The 16,670-nt window shown below is 64.5% G+C and carries 16 protein-coding genes; 5 read left to right on the plus strand and 11 right to left on the minus strand.

Annotation, left to right across the window (positions count from 1 at the left end):
* Positions 1 to 15: 15 nt before the first annotated feature.
* The 3 genes from MJ8_RS09910 to MJ8_RS09920 all read right to left on the minus strand — a co-directional run bounded on the left by MJ8_RS09910 (position 16) and on the right by MJ8_RS09920 (position 2,043).
* Positions 16 to 492, minus strand: a complete 477-nt coding sequence (locus tag MJ8_RS09910) for a DUF2938 domain-containing protein (RefSeq protein WP_201414208.1) — start codon at positions 490 to 492, stop codon at positions 16 to 18.
* 120 nt (positions 493 to 612) lie between these two features.
* Positions 613 to 1,095 (minus strand): peroxiredoxin, encoded by a 483-nt coding sequence (locus tag MJ8_RS09915; RefSeq protein WP_201414209.1) that lies wholly within the window; start codon positions 1,093 to 1,095, stop codon positions 613 to 615.
* A 141-nt stretch (positions 1,096 to 1,236) separates the two neighbouring features.
* Positions 1,237 to 2,043, minus strand: coding sequence for a protein-disulfide reductase DsbD domain-containing protein (locus tag MJ8_RS09920; RefSeq protein ID WP_201414210.1), 807 nt, complete (start codon positions 2,041 to 2,043; stop codon positions 1,237 to 1,239).
* A 126-nt stretch (positions 2,044 to 2,169) separates the two neighbouring features.
* On the opposite strand from MJ8_RS09920, the gene MJ8_RS09925 reads away from it, so the two are divergent.
* Positions 2,170 to 2,778, plus strand: coding sequence for a YqgE/AlgH family protein (locus MJ8_RS09925; RefSeq protein ID WP_112125872.1), 609 nt, complete (start codon positions 2,170 to 2,172; stop codon positions 2,776 to 2,778).
* A gap of 156 nt (positions 2,779 to 2,934) precedes the next feature.
* Here the strand turns inward: MJ8_RS09925 and MJ8_RS09930 are convergent, their stop codons facing one another.
* The 4 genes from MJ8_RS09930 to thrC are packed head-to-tail and all read right to left on the minus strand — an operon-like array spanning position 2,935 to position 9,140.
* Positions 2,935 to 5,823 (minus strand): EAL domain-containing protein, encoded by a 2,889-nt coding sequence (locus tag MJ8_RS09930; RefSeq protein WP_201414211.1) that lies wholly within the window; start codon positions 5,821 to 5,823, stop codon positions 2,935 to 2,937.
* A 2-nt stretch (positions 5,824 to 5,825) separates the two neighbouring features.
* A complete protein-coding gene (locus MJ8_RS09935; protein ID WP_201414212.1) occupies positions 5,826 to 6,422 on the minus strand; it encodes a GNAT family N-acetyltransferase in 597 nt (198 codons plus the stop codon).
* Between the two features lie 13 nt (positions 6,423 to 6,435).
* Complete coding sequence (locus MJ8_RS09940) at positions 6,436 to 7,728, minus strand: M16 family metallopeptidase (RefSeq protein ID WP_041002362.1); 1,293 nt, start codon at positions 7,726 to 7,728, stop codon at positions 6,436 to 6,438.
* Between the two features lie 14 nt (positions 7,729 to 7,742).
* Positions 7,743 to 9,140, minus strand: a complete 1,398-nt coding sequence (gene thrC / locus MJ8_RS09945) for a threonine synthase (RefSeq protein WP_201414213.1) — start codon at positions 9,138 to 9,140, stop codon at positions 7,743 to 7,745.
* A 128-nt stretch (positions 9,141 to 9,268) separates the two neighbouring features.
* Here thrC and MJ8_RS09950 point away from each other — a divergent pair, with 128 nt between their 5' ends.
* Positions 9,269 to 10,015, plus strand: a complete 747-nt coding sequence (locus MJ8_RS09950; RefSeq protein ID WP_201414214.1) for a hypothetical protein — start codon at positions 9,269 to 9,271, stop codon at positions 10,013 to 10,015.
* A gap of 41 nt (positions 10,016 to 10,056) precedes the next feature.
* On the opposite strand, the gene MJ8_RS09955 is transcribed toward MJ8_RS09950, so the two are convergent.
* Entirely contained in the window at positions 10,057 to 11,619 is a 1,563-nt protein-coding gene (locus tag MJ8_RS09955) for a winged helix-turn-helix domain-containing tetratricopeptide repeat protein (protein WP_201414215.1), read from the minus strand.
* A gap of 109 nt (positions 11,620 to 11,728) precedes the next feature.
* On the opposite strand from MJ8_RS09955, the gene MJ8_RS09960 reads away from it, so the two are divergent.
* Complete coding sequence (locus MJ8_RS09960; protein ID WP_201414216.1) at positions 11,729 to 12,190, plus strand: cupin domain-containing protein; 462 nt, start codon at positions 11,729 to 11,731, stop codon at positions 12,188 to 12,190.
* Positions 12,191 to 12,210: 20 nt separating this feature from the next.
* Here the strand turns inward: MJ8_RS09960 and MJ8_RS09965 are convergent, their stop codons facing one another.
* Positions 12,211 to 12,900, minus strand: a complete 690-nt coding sequence (locus MJ8_RS09965) for an HAD family hydrolase (protein WP_073987007.1) — start codon at positions 12,898 to 12,900, stop codon at positions 12,211 to 12,213.
* A gap of 174 nt (positions 12,901 to 13,074) precedes the next feature.
* Here MJ8_RS09965 and MJ8_RS09970 point away from each other — a divergent pair, with 174 nt between their 5' ends.
* Positions 13,075 to 14,208, plus strand: a complete 1,134-nt coding sequence (locus MJ8_RS09970; protein WP_201414217.1) for a site-specific DNA-methyltransferase — start codon at positions 13,075 to 13,077, stop codon at positions 14,206 to 14,208.
* A gap of 54 nt (positions 14,209 to 14,262) precedes the next feature.
* On the opposite strand, the gene MJ8_RS09975 is transcribed toward MJ8_RS09970, so the two are convergent.
* Complete coding sequence (locus MJ8_RS09975; RefSeq protein ID WP_201414218.1) at positions 14,263 to 14,874, minus strand: HAD family hydrolase; 612 nt, start codon at positions 14,872 to 14,874, stop codon at positions 14,263 to 14,265.
* Positions 14,875 to 14,884: 10 nt separating this feature from the next.
* Complete coding sequence (mutY, locus tag MJ8_RS09980) at positions 14,885 to 16,006, minus strand: A/G-specific adenine glycosylase (RefSeq protein ID WP_201414219.1); 1,122 nt, start codon at positions 16,004 to 16,006, stop codon at positions 14,885 to 14,887.
* Between the two features lie 32 nt (positions 16,007 to 16,038).
* Here mutY and MJ8_RS09985 point away from each other — a divergent pair, with 32 nt between their 5' ends.
* Positions 16,039 to 16,548 (plus strand): DUF721 domain-containing protein, encoded by a 510-nt coding sequence (locus MJ8_RS09985; RefSeq protein WP_201414220.1) that lies wholly within the window; start codon positions 16,039 to 16,041, stop codon positions 16,546 to 16,548.
* The last annotated feature ends 122 nt before the right edge of the window (positions 16,549 to 16,670 follow it).

Raw genomic sequence — 16,670 nt, forward strand, 5'->3', positions numbered from 1 at the left:
TGACGACTTCTCCTGTCATCGGATCAGCAGCGCCGTCGAGAACATGCCAAGCGCGAACACCGTGTGCGCCGCGAGATTCAGCGCGCGCACCTTCGTCGGGTTGGGGGTCTTGGATGCCGCCCAGCCGGCGCCCATGCCTGGCGCCAGCAGGAACCAGCCGGCTCCGACGGTGACGATGCCGAGGATGAAGGCCGGCAGGAAGGTCGGCGCCGCCAGCCAGCCGGCGCCCGCGAGCACCACCAGGATCACGCCGTATAGGATGCCAACGAGATAGTGGAAGGCCCAGCCCAGCGCTTTTTCATGCGCATAGGGCGCGGCCTTGCCGATATCGTCATGAAAGACCCTCTCCGGCAGATGCCGGACCCAGCGCCCGACCATGCCCCAATTGGGCAAGGGCTGGCCGATCGTCTTGTTGAGGATGATCGCCCAGATATCCATGAACACCGTGGCGCCGATGCCGATCGCCACCGCGCGCCAGATGGTGTCGAGCATCAGAGCATGATCCCGAACCGGAGGTCAGCGCACGCAAAAAGTGGGAACCGGTTTTCGGACAAGATCATGCTCCAACAAAAATGAGATCAGGATGGCGGGTCAACGAAACGTCATCCTGATCTAGAGCTGCTCGAGGATCTTGGCGGCGCCGCTCTCGTTGACGCCAGGCTTTGTCTCGACATTGAGCGCAGTGACCTTGCCGTCGTCAACGATCATCGAAAAGCGCTTGGAGCGCAGTCCCATGCCGGCCGCGGAAAGATCGTTCTCCAGCCCCACGGACTTGGCGAAATCACCGCTGCCGTCGGCGAGATAGAGGATCTTGCCTTCGCCGCCCGAGAAGCGCGCCCAGGCGCCCATGACATGCACGTCGTTGACCGAGACGACGGCGATCGTGTCCACGCCACGCGCCAGGATGGCGTCATGGTTTTCCAGATAGCCCGGCAAATGGTTGTTGCTGCAGGTCGGCGTGAAGGCGCCGGGGACGCCGAAAAGCACCACCTTCTTGCCGGTGAAGATCTCTGTGCCCTTTATGTCCTTCGCGCCATCGGCGGTCATCGTCTTGAAGGTCACGTCGGGCAGTTTTTCGCCAACCGAAATGGTCATGGGGAGCCTCGTTTACGGGAGATGGGAAGAACCGGCATCTTCGATATCGGACAGCGCGGCTGCCAGCAACCTCTCACAGCAAGTCCAGGAAAAGTGCGCAGCGGTTTTCCGTCCGGAATTGCGGCTAAAAAAACCGCTGGATCAGGGGAAAGGCAGCAACCCGTCCACCGAACCCTCTGCGCTGGTCAGCGTGTAATAGAGCCCGCCACCGGTCGGCGTCGCCGACGGCCGGTCGAGGATCGGCACGGTGAAGACGAGCTTGCCGTCCTTCTGGCTGCGCACCGGCGCGCCGAACATGTAGTCGCGCTCGCCCGCGATGAAGAAATCGACGGATTCCGGGTCACCGGGCGACTGCGCCTGGACGACAAGGGTTTCATGGTCACCGGGCAGCACGCTTATGCCGAAATCGGGCCGGGCCGGGGAAGGCAGCGTGGCAAGCGCGGTCTTCACCAATGCTGCGTCGGTCGCGTTGTCGGGATCGGAGCCGGGGTCGACGCTGAGCCGGGTCTGGACCGGAATGCAGATCGTCTCGCAGATGCCAAGGAAGACATGGGCGTCGATGGTCGCCGGCTGGCCGGGCGAGGACACAGTGAAGGTCACCGGCAGCGACACCGGACGATCGTAGCCGGCCCATTTGCCGTAGCCGTCGTCATGCCGCTGCGGCGGCGGGAAGGACAATTGCGCGTCGGCGATGTTGCTGCTGCCCGATATGTCGAGTTGCGGCGGCACGCCGGCATCGCCCGGATCGCGCCAATAGGTCTTCCAGCCTGGCTTCAACGCGATGTCGAGCACGCCGTGGATCTTGCCGGCGTCGTCGGGCTTGCCGGTGGTCACCAGCCGTACCTTGCCGCCTTCCGAATTGTACCAGATCGAGGAAGAGGCCTCGGCCGGGGGGCTTGCAGCCCACCCGAAAACGACGCCGAGAACCAGGATTTTCATGTATCGCATGCGGTGATTTGACCGTCCGTTCTTGGCCGCGCAATGACGTCGTCAGGCTCTCGGTATCATATTTGCGTGACATCGGGGACCGTCACCATCTTTTCGGCGCTGCCGAAACGCGTTACGCTCGGGGCCATGGACTTGCTGCGCCACAAGAAGGCGGCCGCCGGACGCGGCTTCCTCGACGACCAGTTCCTGATTGCCATGCCTGGCATGAAGGACGACCGTTTCGCGCGCTCCGTCATCTACATCTGCGCCCATAGCGACGAGGGTGCGATGGGCTTGATCATCAACCAGACGCAGCAGATGCTGTTTCCGGACCTGCTGGTGCAGCTCGGCATCATGAACGAGCAGGAAGCGATCCGCCTGCCGGCGCACACGCGCGATTTCGTCGTGCGCAATGGCGGGCCGGTCGACCGCAGCCGCGGCTTCGTGCTGCATTCCGGCGACTATCGCGTGGAATCCTCGCTGAACGTCTCCGACGACATTTGCCTGACGGCAACCGTCGACATCCTGCGCGCCATCTCCACCGGGCGCGGCCCGCGTCATGCGCTGATGGCGCTCGGCTACTCCGGCTGGGGTGCCGGCCAGCTCGAGAGCGAGATCGCCGAGAACGGCTGGCTCACCTGTCCGGCGACGCAGGAACTTCTGTTCGACGCCGATATCGAGCGCAAATACGACCGCATCCTGGCCTCGATCGGCATCGACCTGGCGCATTTGAGCGCAGCCGCCGGGCATGCTTGATCCATCGCCGACATAGAGGCCGTTTCGAAACTCGCTCATGCGAGTCATATGGTGGTGATTTCGAGAACCGGAGCGGAGCGTGCTTAACGCACGTGAGCACCGGAAGCGCAGAAAGCGCCGCCAGATGGCCGCAGGAGTAGAGTTTCCAAACGGCCCCTAAGCCTGGGTCAGCGGATACTGCTCCCGCAGCGTCTTCAGCACCTGGTCGCCGGGCATCGGCGCGCCGAACATGAAGCTCTGGACATATTCGCAACCCATCTGGCGCAGCTCCAGCGCGTCGCTTTCGTCCGAAATGCCTTCCGCCACGACCGAAAGCCCAAGCTCATGCGCCATGTTGACCATGGATTTGAGCAGCACGGCGCGCTTCGGCGTCGCGTCGTCAACGAAGCTCTTGTCGATCTTGATCGTGTCGAAGGGGAAGCGCGTCAGATAGGAGAGCGAGGAGTAGCCGGTGCCGAAATCGTCGAGCGAGAGCCCGATGCCGAGTTGCTTGAGCTTGGTCAGCACATGCGCGGTCTGCTCGGGATTGTCCATCACCAGTGATTCGGTGAGCTCGAGCCGGAAGCAGCGCGGTTTCAGATTGGCGCGCGCGATGACGGAGCGGACGTCGCTGACCAGGTCGCGGCGGATGAGCTGGCGGCTGGAAAGGTTGACCGAGACCGACAGCGGCGCGTCGCCGATCTGCTTTTGCCAGGCGGCCAGGTCCTCGGCCGCCTGCTGCATGGCGAACAGGCCGAGCTGGACGATCAGCCCGCAATTCTCCGCCACGGGGATGAAGTCCCCCGGTGGGATCATGCCGCGGCGCGGATGGTCCCAGCGCAGCAGCGCCTCGAAGCCGGCGACGCTGCCGTCCTCCAGCCGCACGATCGGCTGGTAGGCAAGCGTGAACTCGCGCCGCTCGATGGCGCGGCGAAGGTCGGATTCGAATTGCAGCCGGTCGGTGCCGACGGTGCGGAAGGCAGGCCGGAACGGCTCGATCCTGTCGCCGCCGAAGCGCTTGGCCTGGTGCATGGCAAGCTCGGCGTCCTTGACCATGTCCTCGGCGGAGGTCTGCGCCGTCGTCCAGGTGATCAGGCCGATCGAGGCGGTCAGCACGATCTCGCGCTTGGCGAAGGTGATCGGATTGTTGATCGCGTGCTTGATGGCGTCTGCCATGGCCGCGATGCGGGCCGGGTCCTGCTCCGAAAGCAGCATCAGCGCGAACTGATCGCCGGCAAAGCGCGACAGCGAATCCTTCGGCTTCAGGAGCCGGTGCAGCCGGCGGGCGACGGTCAGAAGGATGGTGTCGCCGGCGGAAATGCCGAGGCCGTCATTGACCTGCTTGAAGCGGTCGATATCGATGATGAAGACCGTTGGGCGCACCTTGTCCTCGGTGCGGGCGATCGAGATGATCGCCTCCAGCCGGTTCATGAACAATTCGCGGTTCGGCAGGCCGGTCAGGTTGTCGTGCACGGCGTCGTGCAGCAGCCTTTCCTCGGATTTCTTCTGCTCGGTCACATCGACCATGGTGCCGACGCAGCGGATCACCTCGCCGTCGGAGCCGATCACCGGGCGGGCGCGCAGCGAGAACCAGTGATAATGGCCGTCGGCGCCGCGCAGGCGGAAGTTCTGCGCCACCTTGCCGCGGCGGTGCTCCAGCACGACGTCGAGCGTGGTGCGGAAGGTGTCCCGGTCGTCGGCATGCAGCACCGGCAGCCAGTTGCGGGCGGCACCGCCGAGGCTGTTCGGCGCAAGGCCGAGCTGCAGGCTGATGTCCGGCTTCGTCACCACGCGGTCGCGCAGCACGTCCCAGTCCCAGACGATGTCGCCCGAGCCTGCGACGGCGAGCGCCTGCCGCTCGAGGTCGGAGAACAGGCCCTGATGCGCCCCGCCGCCGGCGAAGGCGTGCTGCATCACGGTGAAGCCGATCAGAAGAATGATCAGGATCAGACCGCCGCCCAGCGCGGGCTGCGCGATGTCATTGTCCAGCATGCCGGTGATCGCCATCCACGACCCGCATAGCCAGAGCAGCACCATGACCCAACTTGGCACCAGCATGATCGCCCGGTCATAGCCGCGGATGCCGAGGAAGATGATCAGGCCGAGGCCGGTGAGCGCGGTGGCAGCGAAGGAGATGCGGGCGATGCCGGCGGCGACCGCCGGATCGACGATGGCGACGCCGGCGATCAAAAGCAGGCCGAGGATCCAGACCAGCGCGCCATAGCTGAAATGGCCGTGCCACCGGTTGAGGTTGAGGTAAGCGAACAGGAACACCACGAAGGTTGCCGCGAGCGCCACCTCCGTCCCGGCCCGCCAGATCTGCTCGTTGCCGGGCGATATCTCGATGATCTTGTTGAGAAAGCCGAAGTCGACGCAGATATAGGCGAGCACCGCCCATGCAAGCGCCGCGGTCGCCGGGAACATCGAGGTTCCCTTGACCACGAACAGGATGGTCAGGAACAGCGCCAGAAGGCCCGAGATGCCGATGACGATGCCGCGGAACAGCGTGTAGGAATTGACCGAATCCTTGTAGGAATCCGGCTCCCAGAGATAGACCTGCGGCAGCTTCGGCGAGGCGAGCTCGGCGATGAAGGTCACCACCGTTCCGGGGTTCAGCGTCACCCGGAACACGTCGGCGTCGGGACTTGTCTGGCGGTCGAGCGCGAAACCTTCGCTGGGCGTGATCGCCGCGATACGCGTCGAGCCGAGGTCGGGCCAGAAGATGCCGGAGTTCACCAGGCGGAAATGCGGCGCGACGATAAGCCGGTCGAGCTGCTGGTCGGTGGTGTTGGCGAGCGCGAAGACGGCCCAGTCGCCGCTCGAGCGCGCGTCATTGGCCTCGACCTCGATGCGCCGCACGATGCCGTCGGGGCCGGGCGCGGTCGAAACCTGGAAATTCTCGCCCTGATTCCGGTAGATCTCCACGGCGCCGGAGAGGTCCAGCGCCTTGTCGTCGCGCGCAATCTTGATCGGCTCGACGGCGAAAGCGGGCATCGCCGAAAAAAGCGTGGCGACGATCATCATGATGAGGGCGAACAGCGACGCTAATCGCGGAGAATTCGTCACAGTCAGCCCTTCGTTCCATCGCCCGGCGGATCGTCCGCGATCCGGGCGTAGAGATAGTGATCCTGCCAGATGCCATTGATCCTGAGATAGGATCGCAGAAGTCCTTCGCGCCGGAATCCGGCTTTTTCAAGCACACGGATCGACCGGGCGTTTTCGGGAATACAGGCAGCTTCGATCCGGTGCAACCTGAGCGTATCGAAGGCGAAGCGCGACACCAGCTTGACCGCCTCGGTCATCAGACCGCGGCCGCCGAAGCGCTCACCGATCCAGTAGCCGATATGGCCGCTCTGCGCGACGCCGTGGCGGATGTTGCCGAGCGTGATGCCGCCGGCGAGCTTGCCGCTCGATTTTTCGAAGATGAAGAAGGCGATGGCCGTGCCTTGCGCGTAATCCTCGCGGTAGCGGCTGATGCGGAGCCGCCACGCCGTGCGCTCGAGCTCGTCCGGCTGCCAGCGCGGTTCCCAGGGTTCCAGGAAGGCGCGGCTTTCGCCGCGCACCGCCGACCATTCGCGGTAGTCGTTGGTGAGGGGCACGCGCAGCGTGACCTTTTCGCCTCTCAGTGCCGGCAGGTCGCGGCGAAAGAAAGGGAGCGCGAACACGGCGCTTGTAGGGTCAGACGGCGAGCCGGCGGGCGGTCGTCTGCGGACCCGCAAGCGATTCGAGGATCGCCTCGTAGGGCGCAAGCGTGCCCACGGGCCCGACCGCGGTGAGCGTCGGCTTGGTCGAGAACAGCCGCGAGGAGAGGTCGGTCAGCCGGTCGACTGTCAGCGCCGAAAGCCGCTCCATCAATTCCTCCTTGGCGATCGGCCGCCCGAACAGAAGCAACTGCCTGGCAATCTGCGAGGCCCGGCTGGCCGGGCTTTCGGCCGACATGATGAGGCCGGCGCGATATTGCGCGCGCGCCCGGTCGAGCTCTTCCTGCTGGATGCTCTCGCCGGCCTTCTGCAATTCGTCGATGATCACCGGCACCAGCTTGGCGATGTCGCTCTGCCCGGTCGCGGCATGCACGCCGAAGATGCCGGTGTCGGAAAATCCCCAGTGGAAGGCATAGACCGAGTAGCAGAGGCCGCGCTTCTCGCGCACCTCCTGGAACAGCCTCGACGACATGCCGCCGCCGAGGATCATCGACAGCACCTGCGAGGCGTAGAAGTCGCGCACATGGTAGGCGCGGCCCTCGAAGCCGAGCACGATCTGCGCGTCCATCAGGTCGCGGTCCTCGCGGAAATCGCCGCCGACATATTGCGCATATTGCGGGATGTTGCCCGCCGCCTTGGCGCGGAAGCCGCCCAGCTGTTTTTCCACCTCGCGCACGAAATTGTCGTGCTTGATGTCGCCGGCCGCCACGATGACCATCCGCTCGGCGTCATATTGCCGCTCGATGAAGTCGTGCAACTGGCTGGAAGTGAAGGACTTGACCGTCTCCGGCGTGCCCAGGATCGAGCGTCCGATGGTCTGATGGCGAAAGGCCGTTTCGGTGAAGCGGTCGAAGACGATGTCGTCGGGTGTGTCGTGCGCGGCGCCGATCTCCTGCAGGATCACGTGCTGCTCGCGCTCGAGCTCGTCGGGATCGAATTCGGACTCCTGCAGGATATCGGCCAGGATGTCGACCGCCAGCGGCACGTCGTCGGAAAGCACCCTGGCGTAGTAGGAGGTCGTCTCGACGCTGGTGGCGGCGTTGATCTCGCCGCCGACATTCTCGATCTCCGAAGCGATCTCGAAGGCGCTGCGGCGCTTGGTGCCCTTGAACGCCATGTGCTCGAGCAGATGGGCCATGCCATGCTCTTCGTCGCGCTCGTTGCGGGCGCCGGACTTGACCCAGGCCCCTAAGGCAACCGATTCGATGCTTGGAAGGGTTTCGGTGGCGACTGTCAGGCCGTTCGACAGACGGCTTACCTCAACACCCATATGGCAAGTACTCCTTAACGCGCCGCCCGCGAGTGGCGGCTCACGTAATCTTCCACCATTTTCAAGTCGGATGGAAGTATCGTGTATTTTTCGTCGGCTGTCATCAAGCCGCCTAGCCATGCGGGCAGGGCAGGGGTCACGCCGCTCGCGGCCTCGACCGCGGCCGGGAATTTCGCCGGATGCGCGGTGCCGAGCACCACCATGGGCACCGGACCGGAGGCGTGGGAAGCGGCGACATGCACGGCCGCCGCCGTGTGCGGATCGAGAAGGTAATTGCTCGCCTCCAGCGTCGCGCGGATGGTGGCGGCGACCTCCTCGACGGTGGCGCGGCCGGCGTCGAATTCGGCGCGGATGCGCTTGAGCTCGCCTTCCTCGATGGTGAAGGCGCCCGACTGCTTCAGACCGTTCATGTAGCGCCTGACCGTCTCGGCATCGCGGCCGGCCGCCTCGAACAGCAGCCGCTCGAAATTCGACGACACCTGGATATCCATCGACGGCGAGGTCGTGGCGAACACGCCCTTGGTGCGGTATTCGCCGCTTGCCAATGTGCGCGCCAGGATGTCGTTGTCGTTGGTGGCGATGATCAGCCGCTCGATCGGCAAGCCCATGCGCTTGGCGGCGTAGCCCGCGAAAATATCACCGAAATTGCCGGTCGGCACCGTGAAGGAGACCGGCCGGTCCGGTGCGCCGAGCGACAGCGCGGACGAGAAATAATAGACGATCTGGGCCATGATGCGGGCCCAGTTGATCGAATTGACGCCCGACAGCGACACCTGGTCGCGAAAGCCGTGGTCGTTGAACATGTCCTTCACCAGGCCCTGGCAGTCGTCGAAATTGCCTTCGACCGACAGCGCATGGACGTTGGCGGCGCTCGACGTCGTCATCTGCCGCTGCTGCACTGGCGAGACCTTGCCGTGCGGGAAAAGGATGAAGATGTCGGTGCGGTCGCGGCCGGCGAAGGCGTCGATCGCGGCACCCCCGGTGTCGCCCGAGGTCGCGCCGACGATGATGGCGCGTTGGCCGCGTTCGGCAAGCACATGGTCCATCAGCCGCGCCAGCAACTGCATCGCCACGTCCTTGAAGGCCAGCGTCGGGCCGTGGAACAGCTCGAGGATGAAGGTGTTTTTCCCTGTCTGCACCAGCGGGCAGACGGCCTCGTGCCGGAACGTGGCATAGGCTTCGCGCACCAAGCGCTCGAAGACGGGCGCCGCGATCTCGCCGCCGAGGAACGGCGTCAAGACGCGAATGGCAAGCTCGGGATAGGCAAGCCCGCGCATAGCGCGGATGTCGGCGGCGGAAAATTGCGGCCATTCGCGCGGCACGTAAAGCCCGCCGTCGCGCGCCAGGCCGGCCAGCACCGCGTCCGAAAATCCGAGCGCGGGCGCTTCCCCGCGGGTACTCACATATTGCATCGTCAAAGGCCCATTGCTGCCGGTCGCGTCATCCACGGCAATTGGTTAATTTTCCGAGCCGGCTCAGTCGCATTTTTGCCGCGCGGTTGCTATACGTCACCGGCTTTGTGAGAGGGAAGTGCAGTTTCATGGCGTTTTATTCGGTCAACCGTCGACTTGTCGCGGGTCTGGCGCTTGCGGGCTTTATGCTTGCCGCCGCCGGCTGCCAATCGAGCGACAATGGTATTCTGAACCTCGGTTTCGGCAAGAAGACCGATCCGACTGCGCCGCCCCCGCCGCAGGATCCCAAGATTCTCGCCAGCCAATTGCGCGCCTATTGCCCGAAGGTGACGCTGCGCGACGGCACCGCCTATTTCAACACCTATGCCAAGGGCGCCACGGCAAAGCCCAAGAAGAAGAAGCTTGATCCGGCGGCGCAGGCCGAGGCCGAGGCGGCCGCCGCGGCTGCCCAGACCGGCCCCAACGGTCAGCCGATCGATCCGGACCACGATCCATCGAAGATCATCTACCAGGCCTCGATCACCGATGTGACGCGCGATTGCACCCATGCCAACGGCCAGATGTCGATGAAGATTGCTGTGGCCGGCAAGGTCGTGCCGGGGCCGATGTTCGCGCCCGGCACCGTCACCATGCCTATCCGCATCGCGGTCCAGCATGGCGACGAAGTGCTTTATTCGCAGTTGCATCCGTATCAGGTGCAGGTCACCGACCCCTCGGCCGCCACCCAGTTCGTCTTCGTCGACAACAATGTCGTGGTGCCGGAGCCGACCGCGCGCGACTACCAGGCCTATGCCGGCTATGACGAGAACACGCCGGCCGCCACCACGGACAAGTCGAAAGGCAAGCGGAAGAAGCGTGCTCCGGCGACGAATTAAGATCTGCGCTCATCGACGCCCGATCCTGGCTTGACGGGCAGCTACTCCGGCAATCCAGCTGCCTGTAGCGCGCTGCCAAGGGCCTGCGCGAGCGCGGGCGCGCAATTGACGCCTGCAAACTGACGGCTGTAGCGAAAAGCCGGCTGCAACTCGCGCACGCGAGCGGCGGCCGCCTTTGCTTCGTCCAATCGGCCAAGCTTGGCCAGCGCGGCGGCCAATTGCACATAGGTGATGCTATGCGCGGGATTGGCTTGGACAGACTTGTAGGCCGCACGGCAAGCTTCGTCGTAACGGCCGCGCAACAAATGGCTCATCGCCTGGGCGTCGAATGCGGCCCAGGCCCAGGAATCGAACGGGCTCAGCCGCAAACCCTGCCTGCTCCATTCTATCGCTCGTTCCGCTTCACCGCTCCATCCGAGAATGACGCTGCCAAGGATGTAGGTCAGCGCCGATGACGGGCTGATGGCAAGGGCGGCTTCCAATGCTGCGAACGCAGCGGCGCGATCATGCGCATCCATTCCGATGGAAAAACCCGCCCATGTCAGGGCTAGCGCATCATCCTGTCCATGGACAAGGGCCGCCCGCGCGTGGCGGATCGAAGACGCGCGGTTGACCTCCTGCAGGCCGGCACGAAGGAACAGGCAATGATGACACATCGCGGCATTGCCATGCGCCAGCGCATAGGCCGGCTCGAGGGCGATCGCACGGTCGAGAAGCGCCAGCGCCCTGGTCACCTGCTCCGGCATGCCTGAATCCACGTCAGGCTGGGCCTGCAGCACGAGATCATAGGCATCGAGACTGTCGGGGCGCTTGCGCCTGACACGTTCGATTTCGGCTTTCCGCACACTCGGCGCAATCGCGCCAACCACTGCCAGGGCGATCTCGTCTTGGAGCGCAAAGATGTCGTCGGAACTGCGGTCGTAGCGCTCGGCCCAGACATGTACGCCGGTCGAAGCATCGATCATCTGCGCGGTGACACGCACGCTACCGCCGGCCTTGCGCACGCTGCCTTCGAGCACATAGCGAACGCCAAGCTCGCGGCCGACCTGCTTCACGTCGACGGCGCGACCTTTGTATGAGAAGGTCGAGTTTCGCGCGATGACGAACAGCCATTTGACGCGTGCCAGGCCAGTGATGATGTCGTCGACCATCCCATCGGCAAAATACTCCTGCTCTGGGTCGCCGCTCAAATTCGAGAACGGCAGGACGGCGATCGAGGGCTTATCAGGCAAGCTCGGCGCCGAGGCGCCGCCGGTGGTGGCCGCGGCATCGGGAACATTGGCGGCGACGGCTGGTCCGACATAGCGGTACCCACGGCGCGGCAGTGTTTCGATCCAGTCCGCGACATTCGCCGCGTCGGCCAGTGTCCGGCGCAAGGCTGCGATCTGAACCGTCAGATTGTTATCGGCAACCGCCGATCCGCCCCAGCCGGCTTCGATCAGTGCATCCTTGGACACGGGTTGGCCCGCGTTCTGGATCAGCAGCCGCAGCAGCGCGACGGCGCGCTGCCCGAGCATGGTCGGCTCGGCCTCATGAAAGAGAATGCCCACCTCCGGATCGAGGTGAAAAGAGCCAAAGCGGTAAACGTCGCCACTGACTGTCATGGGAGTCTTTTAGCAAATTTTTGGCAACGGATTCACGACTTTCTGGCGTGAGCGGCCGATCTTGTTTCAACGCTTGCCGCAAACAAGCGCCCTGTCAGAGGAGGATCACATGAGCGCTGATGCCGTCATCCGCATGCCCGACGAGAAGAAGGGCGTCATGCTGCGTGGCCACCCCATGGCTTTCCTCGTCACCGATGAAAATACCAGGCATACGAGCATGTTCGACTGGACGATCCCGCCGAAGTTCGCCACCGGGCGGCATGTCCACCGGGTGCAGGAGGAGACCTTTTACCTGCTCGAGGGCGAGTGTGAATGGCACGTCGGCGACAGCACGATCCGTGCAACGCCAGGAACCTTCCTGTTCATCCCGCCGGGAGTGCCGCACGACATCACCAATGTCAGCGAAAGACCGGCGCGCGTGCTGATGACCGTCTCTCCGCCCGGCCACGAACATTATTTCGAAGAGCTTGCCGAACTGGCGGCGCACGGGGCGCCGGATCCGAAAGCGCTCGCCGAGCTGCGAAACCGCTACGACACCGACCAACTGTCGACGCTGACGACGCGCGCATAGGCGCGATCTTCGGCTCTAATCTAGGCGTCTTCCGACCACTCCGACAGCGCGGCGATCGTGCTGCTCAGTTCCGCCCAGCGCCGGATGACCGTTTCGGCGCCCGCCTCGGTCAGCGCATCGGCATGGCCCGGATAGCTGTGCCCGGCGCCGGTGAAGCCGATGACGCGCATGCCGGCCGCCCTGGCGCCGGCGATGCCGTGCACGGAATCCTCGATGACGAAGGTGTTCTTCGGGTTCGCGCCGAGCTTTTCGGCGGCATAGAGGAACACGTCCGGCGCGGGCTTGGTCTTCTTGCTGGGTATGTCCAGCCCCGAAAAGATGCGGCCGGCGAAGAACGGCAACAGCCGCACCTTCTCCAGCATGAATTCGACCCGCTCGGTGCGCGAATTGGAGCAGACGGCGCGCGGCGCCGTGACGGCGGCCACCGCCTCGCGGGCGCCGTCGATGATGCGCACGTCGCTGCGCAGCTTGCGGTCGACCAGTTCCTCGGCGCGGTCGATCAGTGAGGCCTGGAACGGAATCTCGGACTTCTCCTCGAGCCGCAGCATGATGTCCTTGAAGGTCAGCCCGGCATAGGTCTCGAAAATCTCTTCCGCCGAGATCTCGAATCCGGCCGATGTCAGAAGCTCTGCCTCGACCCGCGCGGCGACGATTTCAGAATCGACGAGCACGCCGTCGCAATCGAAAATGACAAGATCTGGCTGGGGCATGGGCAATCCGAAAACGTTGGGGGAGGGCCCGATGGGCTCAAGCGGCGCGGCATACACCAATGGGCCGGTCCACGCAAACCTCCGCAGCCGGGCCGCAGGCCTTCACCGAATGTTTACGCTGATCGGTAACCATAACGGAGAGTAAAACCGTAACGCGTTCCTTTGGGTGTTTCGATGTCAGCCGTGCGTCTTCTCGACGAGCTTTCCCCCGCTCCCCTCAAGTCCGAATGGCTGGACACGATCCTGAAGGGCGATTGCGTCGCCGCGCTCGACAGGCTGCCGGAAAAGTCGGTCGACGTCATCTTCGCCGATCCGCCCTATAATCTGCAGCTCGACGGCGACCTGCACCGGCCTGACCAGTCCAAGGTCGACGCCGTCGACGACGACTGGGACCAGTTCGAGAGTTTCGAGGCCTATGACGCCTTCACCCGCGCCTGGCTTCTCGCTGCGCGCCGCGTGCTGAAGCCCAGCGGCACCATCTGGGTCATCGGCTCCTATCACAACATCTTCCGCGTCGGCGCCCGCATGCAGGATCTCGGCTTCTGGATCCTCAACGACATCGTCTGGCGCAAGACCAACCCGATGCCGAATTTCCGCGGCCGCCGCTTCCAGAACGCGCATGAGACGATGATCTGGGCTTCGCGCGACCAGAAGGCCAAGGGCTACACCTTCAACTACGAGGCTCTGAAAGCCTCGAACGACGATCTGCAGATGCGTTCCGACTGGCTGTTCCCGATCTGCACCGGCGCAGAGCGCCTGAAGGACGAGAACGGCAACAAGTTGCATCCGACGCAGAAGCCGGAAGCTCTGCTGGCCCGCATCATGATGGCCTCGACCAAGCCGGGCGACGTGGTGCTCGATCCCTTCTTCGGCTCCGGCACCACGGGCGCCGTCGCCAAGCGCCTCGGCCGCCACTTCGTCGGCATCGAGCGCGAGCAGGCCTATATCGACGCCGCCAATGAGCGCATCGCCGCGGTGCGTCCGTTGGAAGACGCCGATCTGACTGTGCTTTCGGGCAAGCGCGCCGAACCGCGCGTCGCCTTCATTAGCCTGATCGACAACGGCCTGGTGGCGCCGGGCGCCACGCTCTACGACGCCAAGAAGCGCTGGGCGGCGAAGGTGCGCGCCGACGGCACGCTGGCGATCGGCGACAGCGCCGGCTCGATCCACAAGATCGGCGCCGAGGTGCAAGGCCTGGACGCCTGCAACGGCTGGACCTTCTGGCATTATGAGCGCAGCGGCGGCCTCACCCCGATCGACGAGCTGCGCCGTATCGCGAGGCTCGGCATGGAGCGGGCAGGGGCCTGAGCGGCTGCCCGCTCTTGAATCAAGACTTCAACGGATCGCCGCAACCGATTCAGTTCAAGCCGCAATCCCGAGCCGTTCAAGGTCCGCTCTAAGCGTCCCGGCATCGGTGAACAGCACCGCTTGCCAGCCGGCGGCCTTGGCGCCGTCGACATTCTTCTGGCTGTCGTCGATGAACAGCGATGCCGCGGGATCGAGCCCGAACGAAGCGACGTGGTGGTCGTAGATGGCGCGGTCCGGCTTGATCAGGCCGATATCGCCGGAGACGGTGACGCCGCGCGGCTTTTCCAGGAACGGAAAACGGGCCCGAGCCTCGCGGAACGTATCCGAAGCCCAGTTGGTGAGCAGCGTCACGTCGTGGCCGTCCTCGATCAGGCCCTCCAGCAGCGCGACGCTGTCGGCATAGGCGTGCGGCGCCATCTCGTGCCAATGGCGGCGGAAGTTGCGGATGTTCTCGGCGTGATCAGGATGCTCGGCGATCAGCAGCGCCTCGGCTTCTTCCCAGGTCCGGCCGCGATCCTGCTCCAGATTCCACGCGCTGGTGCAGACATTGTCGAAGAACCACTTCCGCTCCCGGGCATCCGGGATCAGGCGGCTGAACGGGATGTCCGGATCGTAATGGATCAGCACCTTTCCGATGTCGAACACGATATGGCGGATTTCGGTCATTGCATGCCTTTCAGTGCGAGCTCCGTCTCTTGGTCGCGCCCGGTATGGCCGCCTCGATTACCTTTTTCATGACGGTGGGCAGCGCTTCCCCCGAAATTTCATGGGCCAGCGACCAGAAATGGCCTGCGGGCGCGTCGCCAGTGAAGTGGGCATGGAAAACATCGAGTTCGAGCGCGAAATGGGTGAAGACGTGCCCGATCCGCCCGGCGAGACGCCAGTCGGCTGGAAAGGGCGCGGCTTCGGCCGTCGTGGCGCCGTCGACCCGCGCCGTCCAGCCTGTGGTCGGCACCTCGGTCATGCCGCCGAGCAAGCCCTTCTCCGGCCGCTTGCGCAGCAGGATGGCGCCGTCGTCGCGCTCGGCGACGAAGGCGGCCCCCTTGCGCAACGGCTTGTCGTCCTTCGGCAGGCGGACCGGGAAACGTTCCGGATCGCCGCTGAGAATGGCGCTGCAATCCTCGCGCACCGGGCACAGCATGCAGCGCGGCCGCTTCGGCGTGCAGATCGTCGCGCCGAGATCCATCATCGCCTGGGCGAAATCGCCGGGCCGGGTCCGCGGCACCAGCTTTTCGACCAGCGCGCGGATTTGCGGCTTGGCCTCGCTGAGCGGCGTTTCGATCGAATAAAGCCGGGTCACGACCCGCTCGACATTGCCGTCGACGACGGCGGCCGGCCGGTCGAAAGCGATCGCCGCGATCGCCGCCGCGGTGTAGGCGCCGATCCCCGGTAGTTCGCGCAGGCCCGCCTCGGTGTCGGGAAAGCGGCCGCCTCGCTGCGCCACTAGGTCGGCGCAGGCCTTCAGGTTGCGCGCCCTGGAATAATAGCCGAGCCCGGCCCAGGCCTTCATCACGTCCTCAGCCGGCGCCGCCGCCAGCGCCTCCACCGTCGGCCATTTCTCGACGAAGCTGCGGAAATAGGCCTTCACCGCCTCGACCGTGGTCTGCTGCAGCATCACCTCGGACATCCAGACGCGATAGGGATCGGGCCTGATCCCGCGCGCGAACGCGCCGGGCGTGACGCGCCAGGGCAGGTCGCGGTGATGCGCGTCGTACCAGGCGAGCAGGCGGGCAGCGATGCCCGTGTCCTCGGACGCGGCGTTCTGTGATGCCTTGCGGGTCTGGTCTAGCGGTGCCATTGCTTGGATGAAGCTGGGACTGGAGAACGCACATGGCAGGGAAAAGCCCCTTCGGCAATCCCGTTCCGGTGAGCGATCTCGCCACCGAGATCCTCGATCCGGTGCTGAGGAAGCGCGCCGGCATCTCGATCGGGCTGGTGCAGTCCTGGGAAGAGATCGCCGGGCCGCGCCTGGCCACCCATTCGCGGCCGGAGAAGATCCAGTGGCCGCGCCGCCTGCACGAGGACGATCCGTTCGAGCCGGCGACACTGATCATCGCCTGCGAAGGCATGGCGGCGCTGCATCTGCAGCATGAGGCCGGCGAGGTCATCAACCGCGTCAACGCCTTCCTGGGCTTCAATGCGATCGGCCGCATCAAGATCCTGCAGAAACCGGTGCTTTCGCAGAAGGCGCGGCCAAAGCCGGCGCCGCGACCACTGAGCGAAGCGGAGAAGTCGAAGCTTTCGCATCTGGTCGGCAAGATCGAGGATGACGGCCTGCGCGCATCGCTGGAGCGGCTTGGCGCCACGATTATGGGTGAAAGGAAGCGCAAAGGGCCGTAAGAAGCGTCATGAATGCGTCACCAATCTCGCGCATTCGTGATACTGACGATCAAGTTTCGCGATTGGATTGGGGATCGCGATGCCTTAATTCGCGCCAACTCTCGCCTTTTCTAGCCCTTGCA

The organism is Mesorhizobium sp. J8 (genome assembly GCF_016591715.1).
Lineage (GTDB): Bacteria > Pseudomonadota > Alphaproteobacteria > Rhizobiales > Rhizobiaceae > Mesorhizobium.

Bases quoted from the DNA above. Each gene is read 5' to 3' on its own strand.
- MJ8_RS09940 (WP_041002362.1), bottom strand. From the start codon at position 7,728: ATGGGTGTTGAGGTAAGCCGTCTGTCGAACGGCCTGACAGTCGCCACC.
- MJ8_RS09975 (WP_201414218.1), bottom strand. From the start codon at position 14,874: ATGACCGAAATCCGCCATATCGTGTTCGACATCGGAAAGGTGCTGATC.
- MJ8_RS09965 (WP_073987007.1), bottom strand. From the start codon at position 12,900: ATGCCCCAGCCAGATCTTGTCATTTTCGATTGCGACGGCGTGCTCGTC.
- MJ8_RS09915 (WP_201414209.1), bottom strand. From the start codon at position 1,095: ATGACCATTTCGGTTGGCGAAAAACTGCCCGACGTGACCTTCAAGACG.
- MJ8_RS09955 (WP_201414215.1), bottom strand. From the start codon at position 11,619: ATGACAGTCAGTGGCGACGTTTACCGCTTTGGCTCTTTTCACCTCGAT.
- MJ8_RS09920 (WP_201414210.1), bottom strand. From the start codon at position 2,043: ATGCGATACATGAAAATCCTGGTTCTCGGCGTCGTTTTCGGGTGGGCT.
- MJ8_RS09985 (WP_201414220.1), top strand. From the start codon at position 16,039: ATGGCAGGGAAAAGCCCCTTCGGCAATCCCGTTCCGGTGAGCGATCTC.
- MJ8_RS09970 (WP_201414217.1), top strand. From the start codon at position 13,075: ATGTCAGCCGTGCGTCTTCTCGACGAGCTTTCCCCCGCTCCCCTCAAG.
- MJ8_RS09950 (WP_201414214.1), top strand. From the start codon at position 9,269: ATGGCGTTTTATTCGGTCAACCGTCGACTTGTCGCGGGTCTGGCGCTT.
- thrC (WP_201414213.1), bottom strand. From the start codon at position 9,140: ATGCAATATGTGAGTACCCGCGGGGAAGCGCCCGCGCTCGGATTTTCG.
- MJ8_RS09960 (WP_201414216.1), top strand. From the start codon at position 11,729: ATGAGCGCTGATGCCGTCATCCGCATGCCCGACGAGAAGAAGGGCGTC.
- MJ8_RS09925 (WP_112125872.1), top strand. From the start codon at position 2,170: ATGGACTTGCTGCGCCACAAGAAGGCGGCCGCCGGACGCGGCTTCCTC.
- mutY (WP_201414219.1), bottom strand. From the start codon at position 16,006: ATGGCACCGCTAGACCAGACCCGCAAGGCATCACAGAACGCCGCGTCC.
- MJ8_RS09910 (WP_201414208.1), bottom strand. From the start codon at position 492: ATGCTCGACACCATCTGGCGCGCGGTGGCGATCGGCATCGGCGCCACG.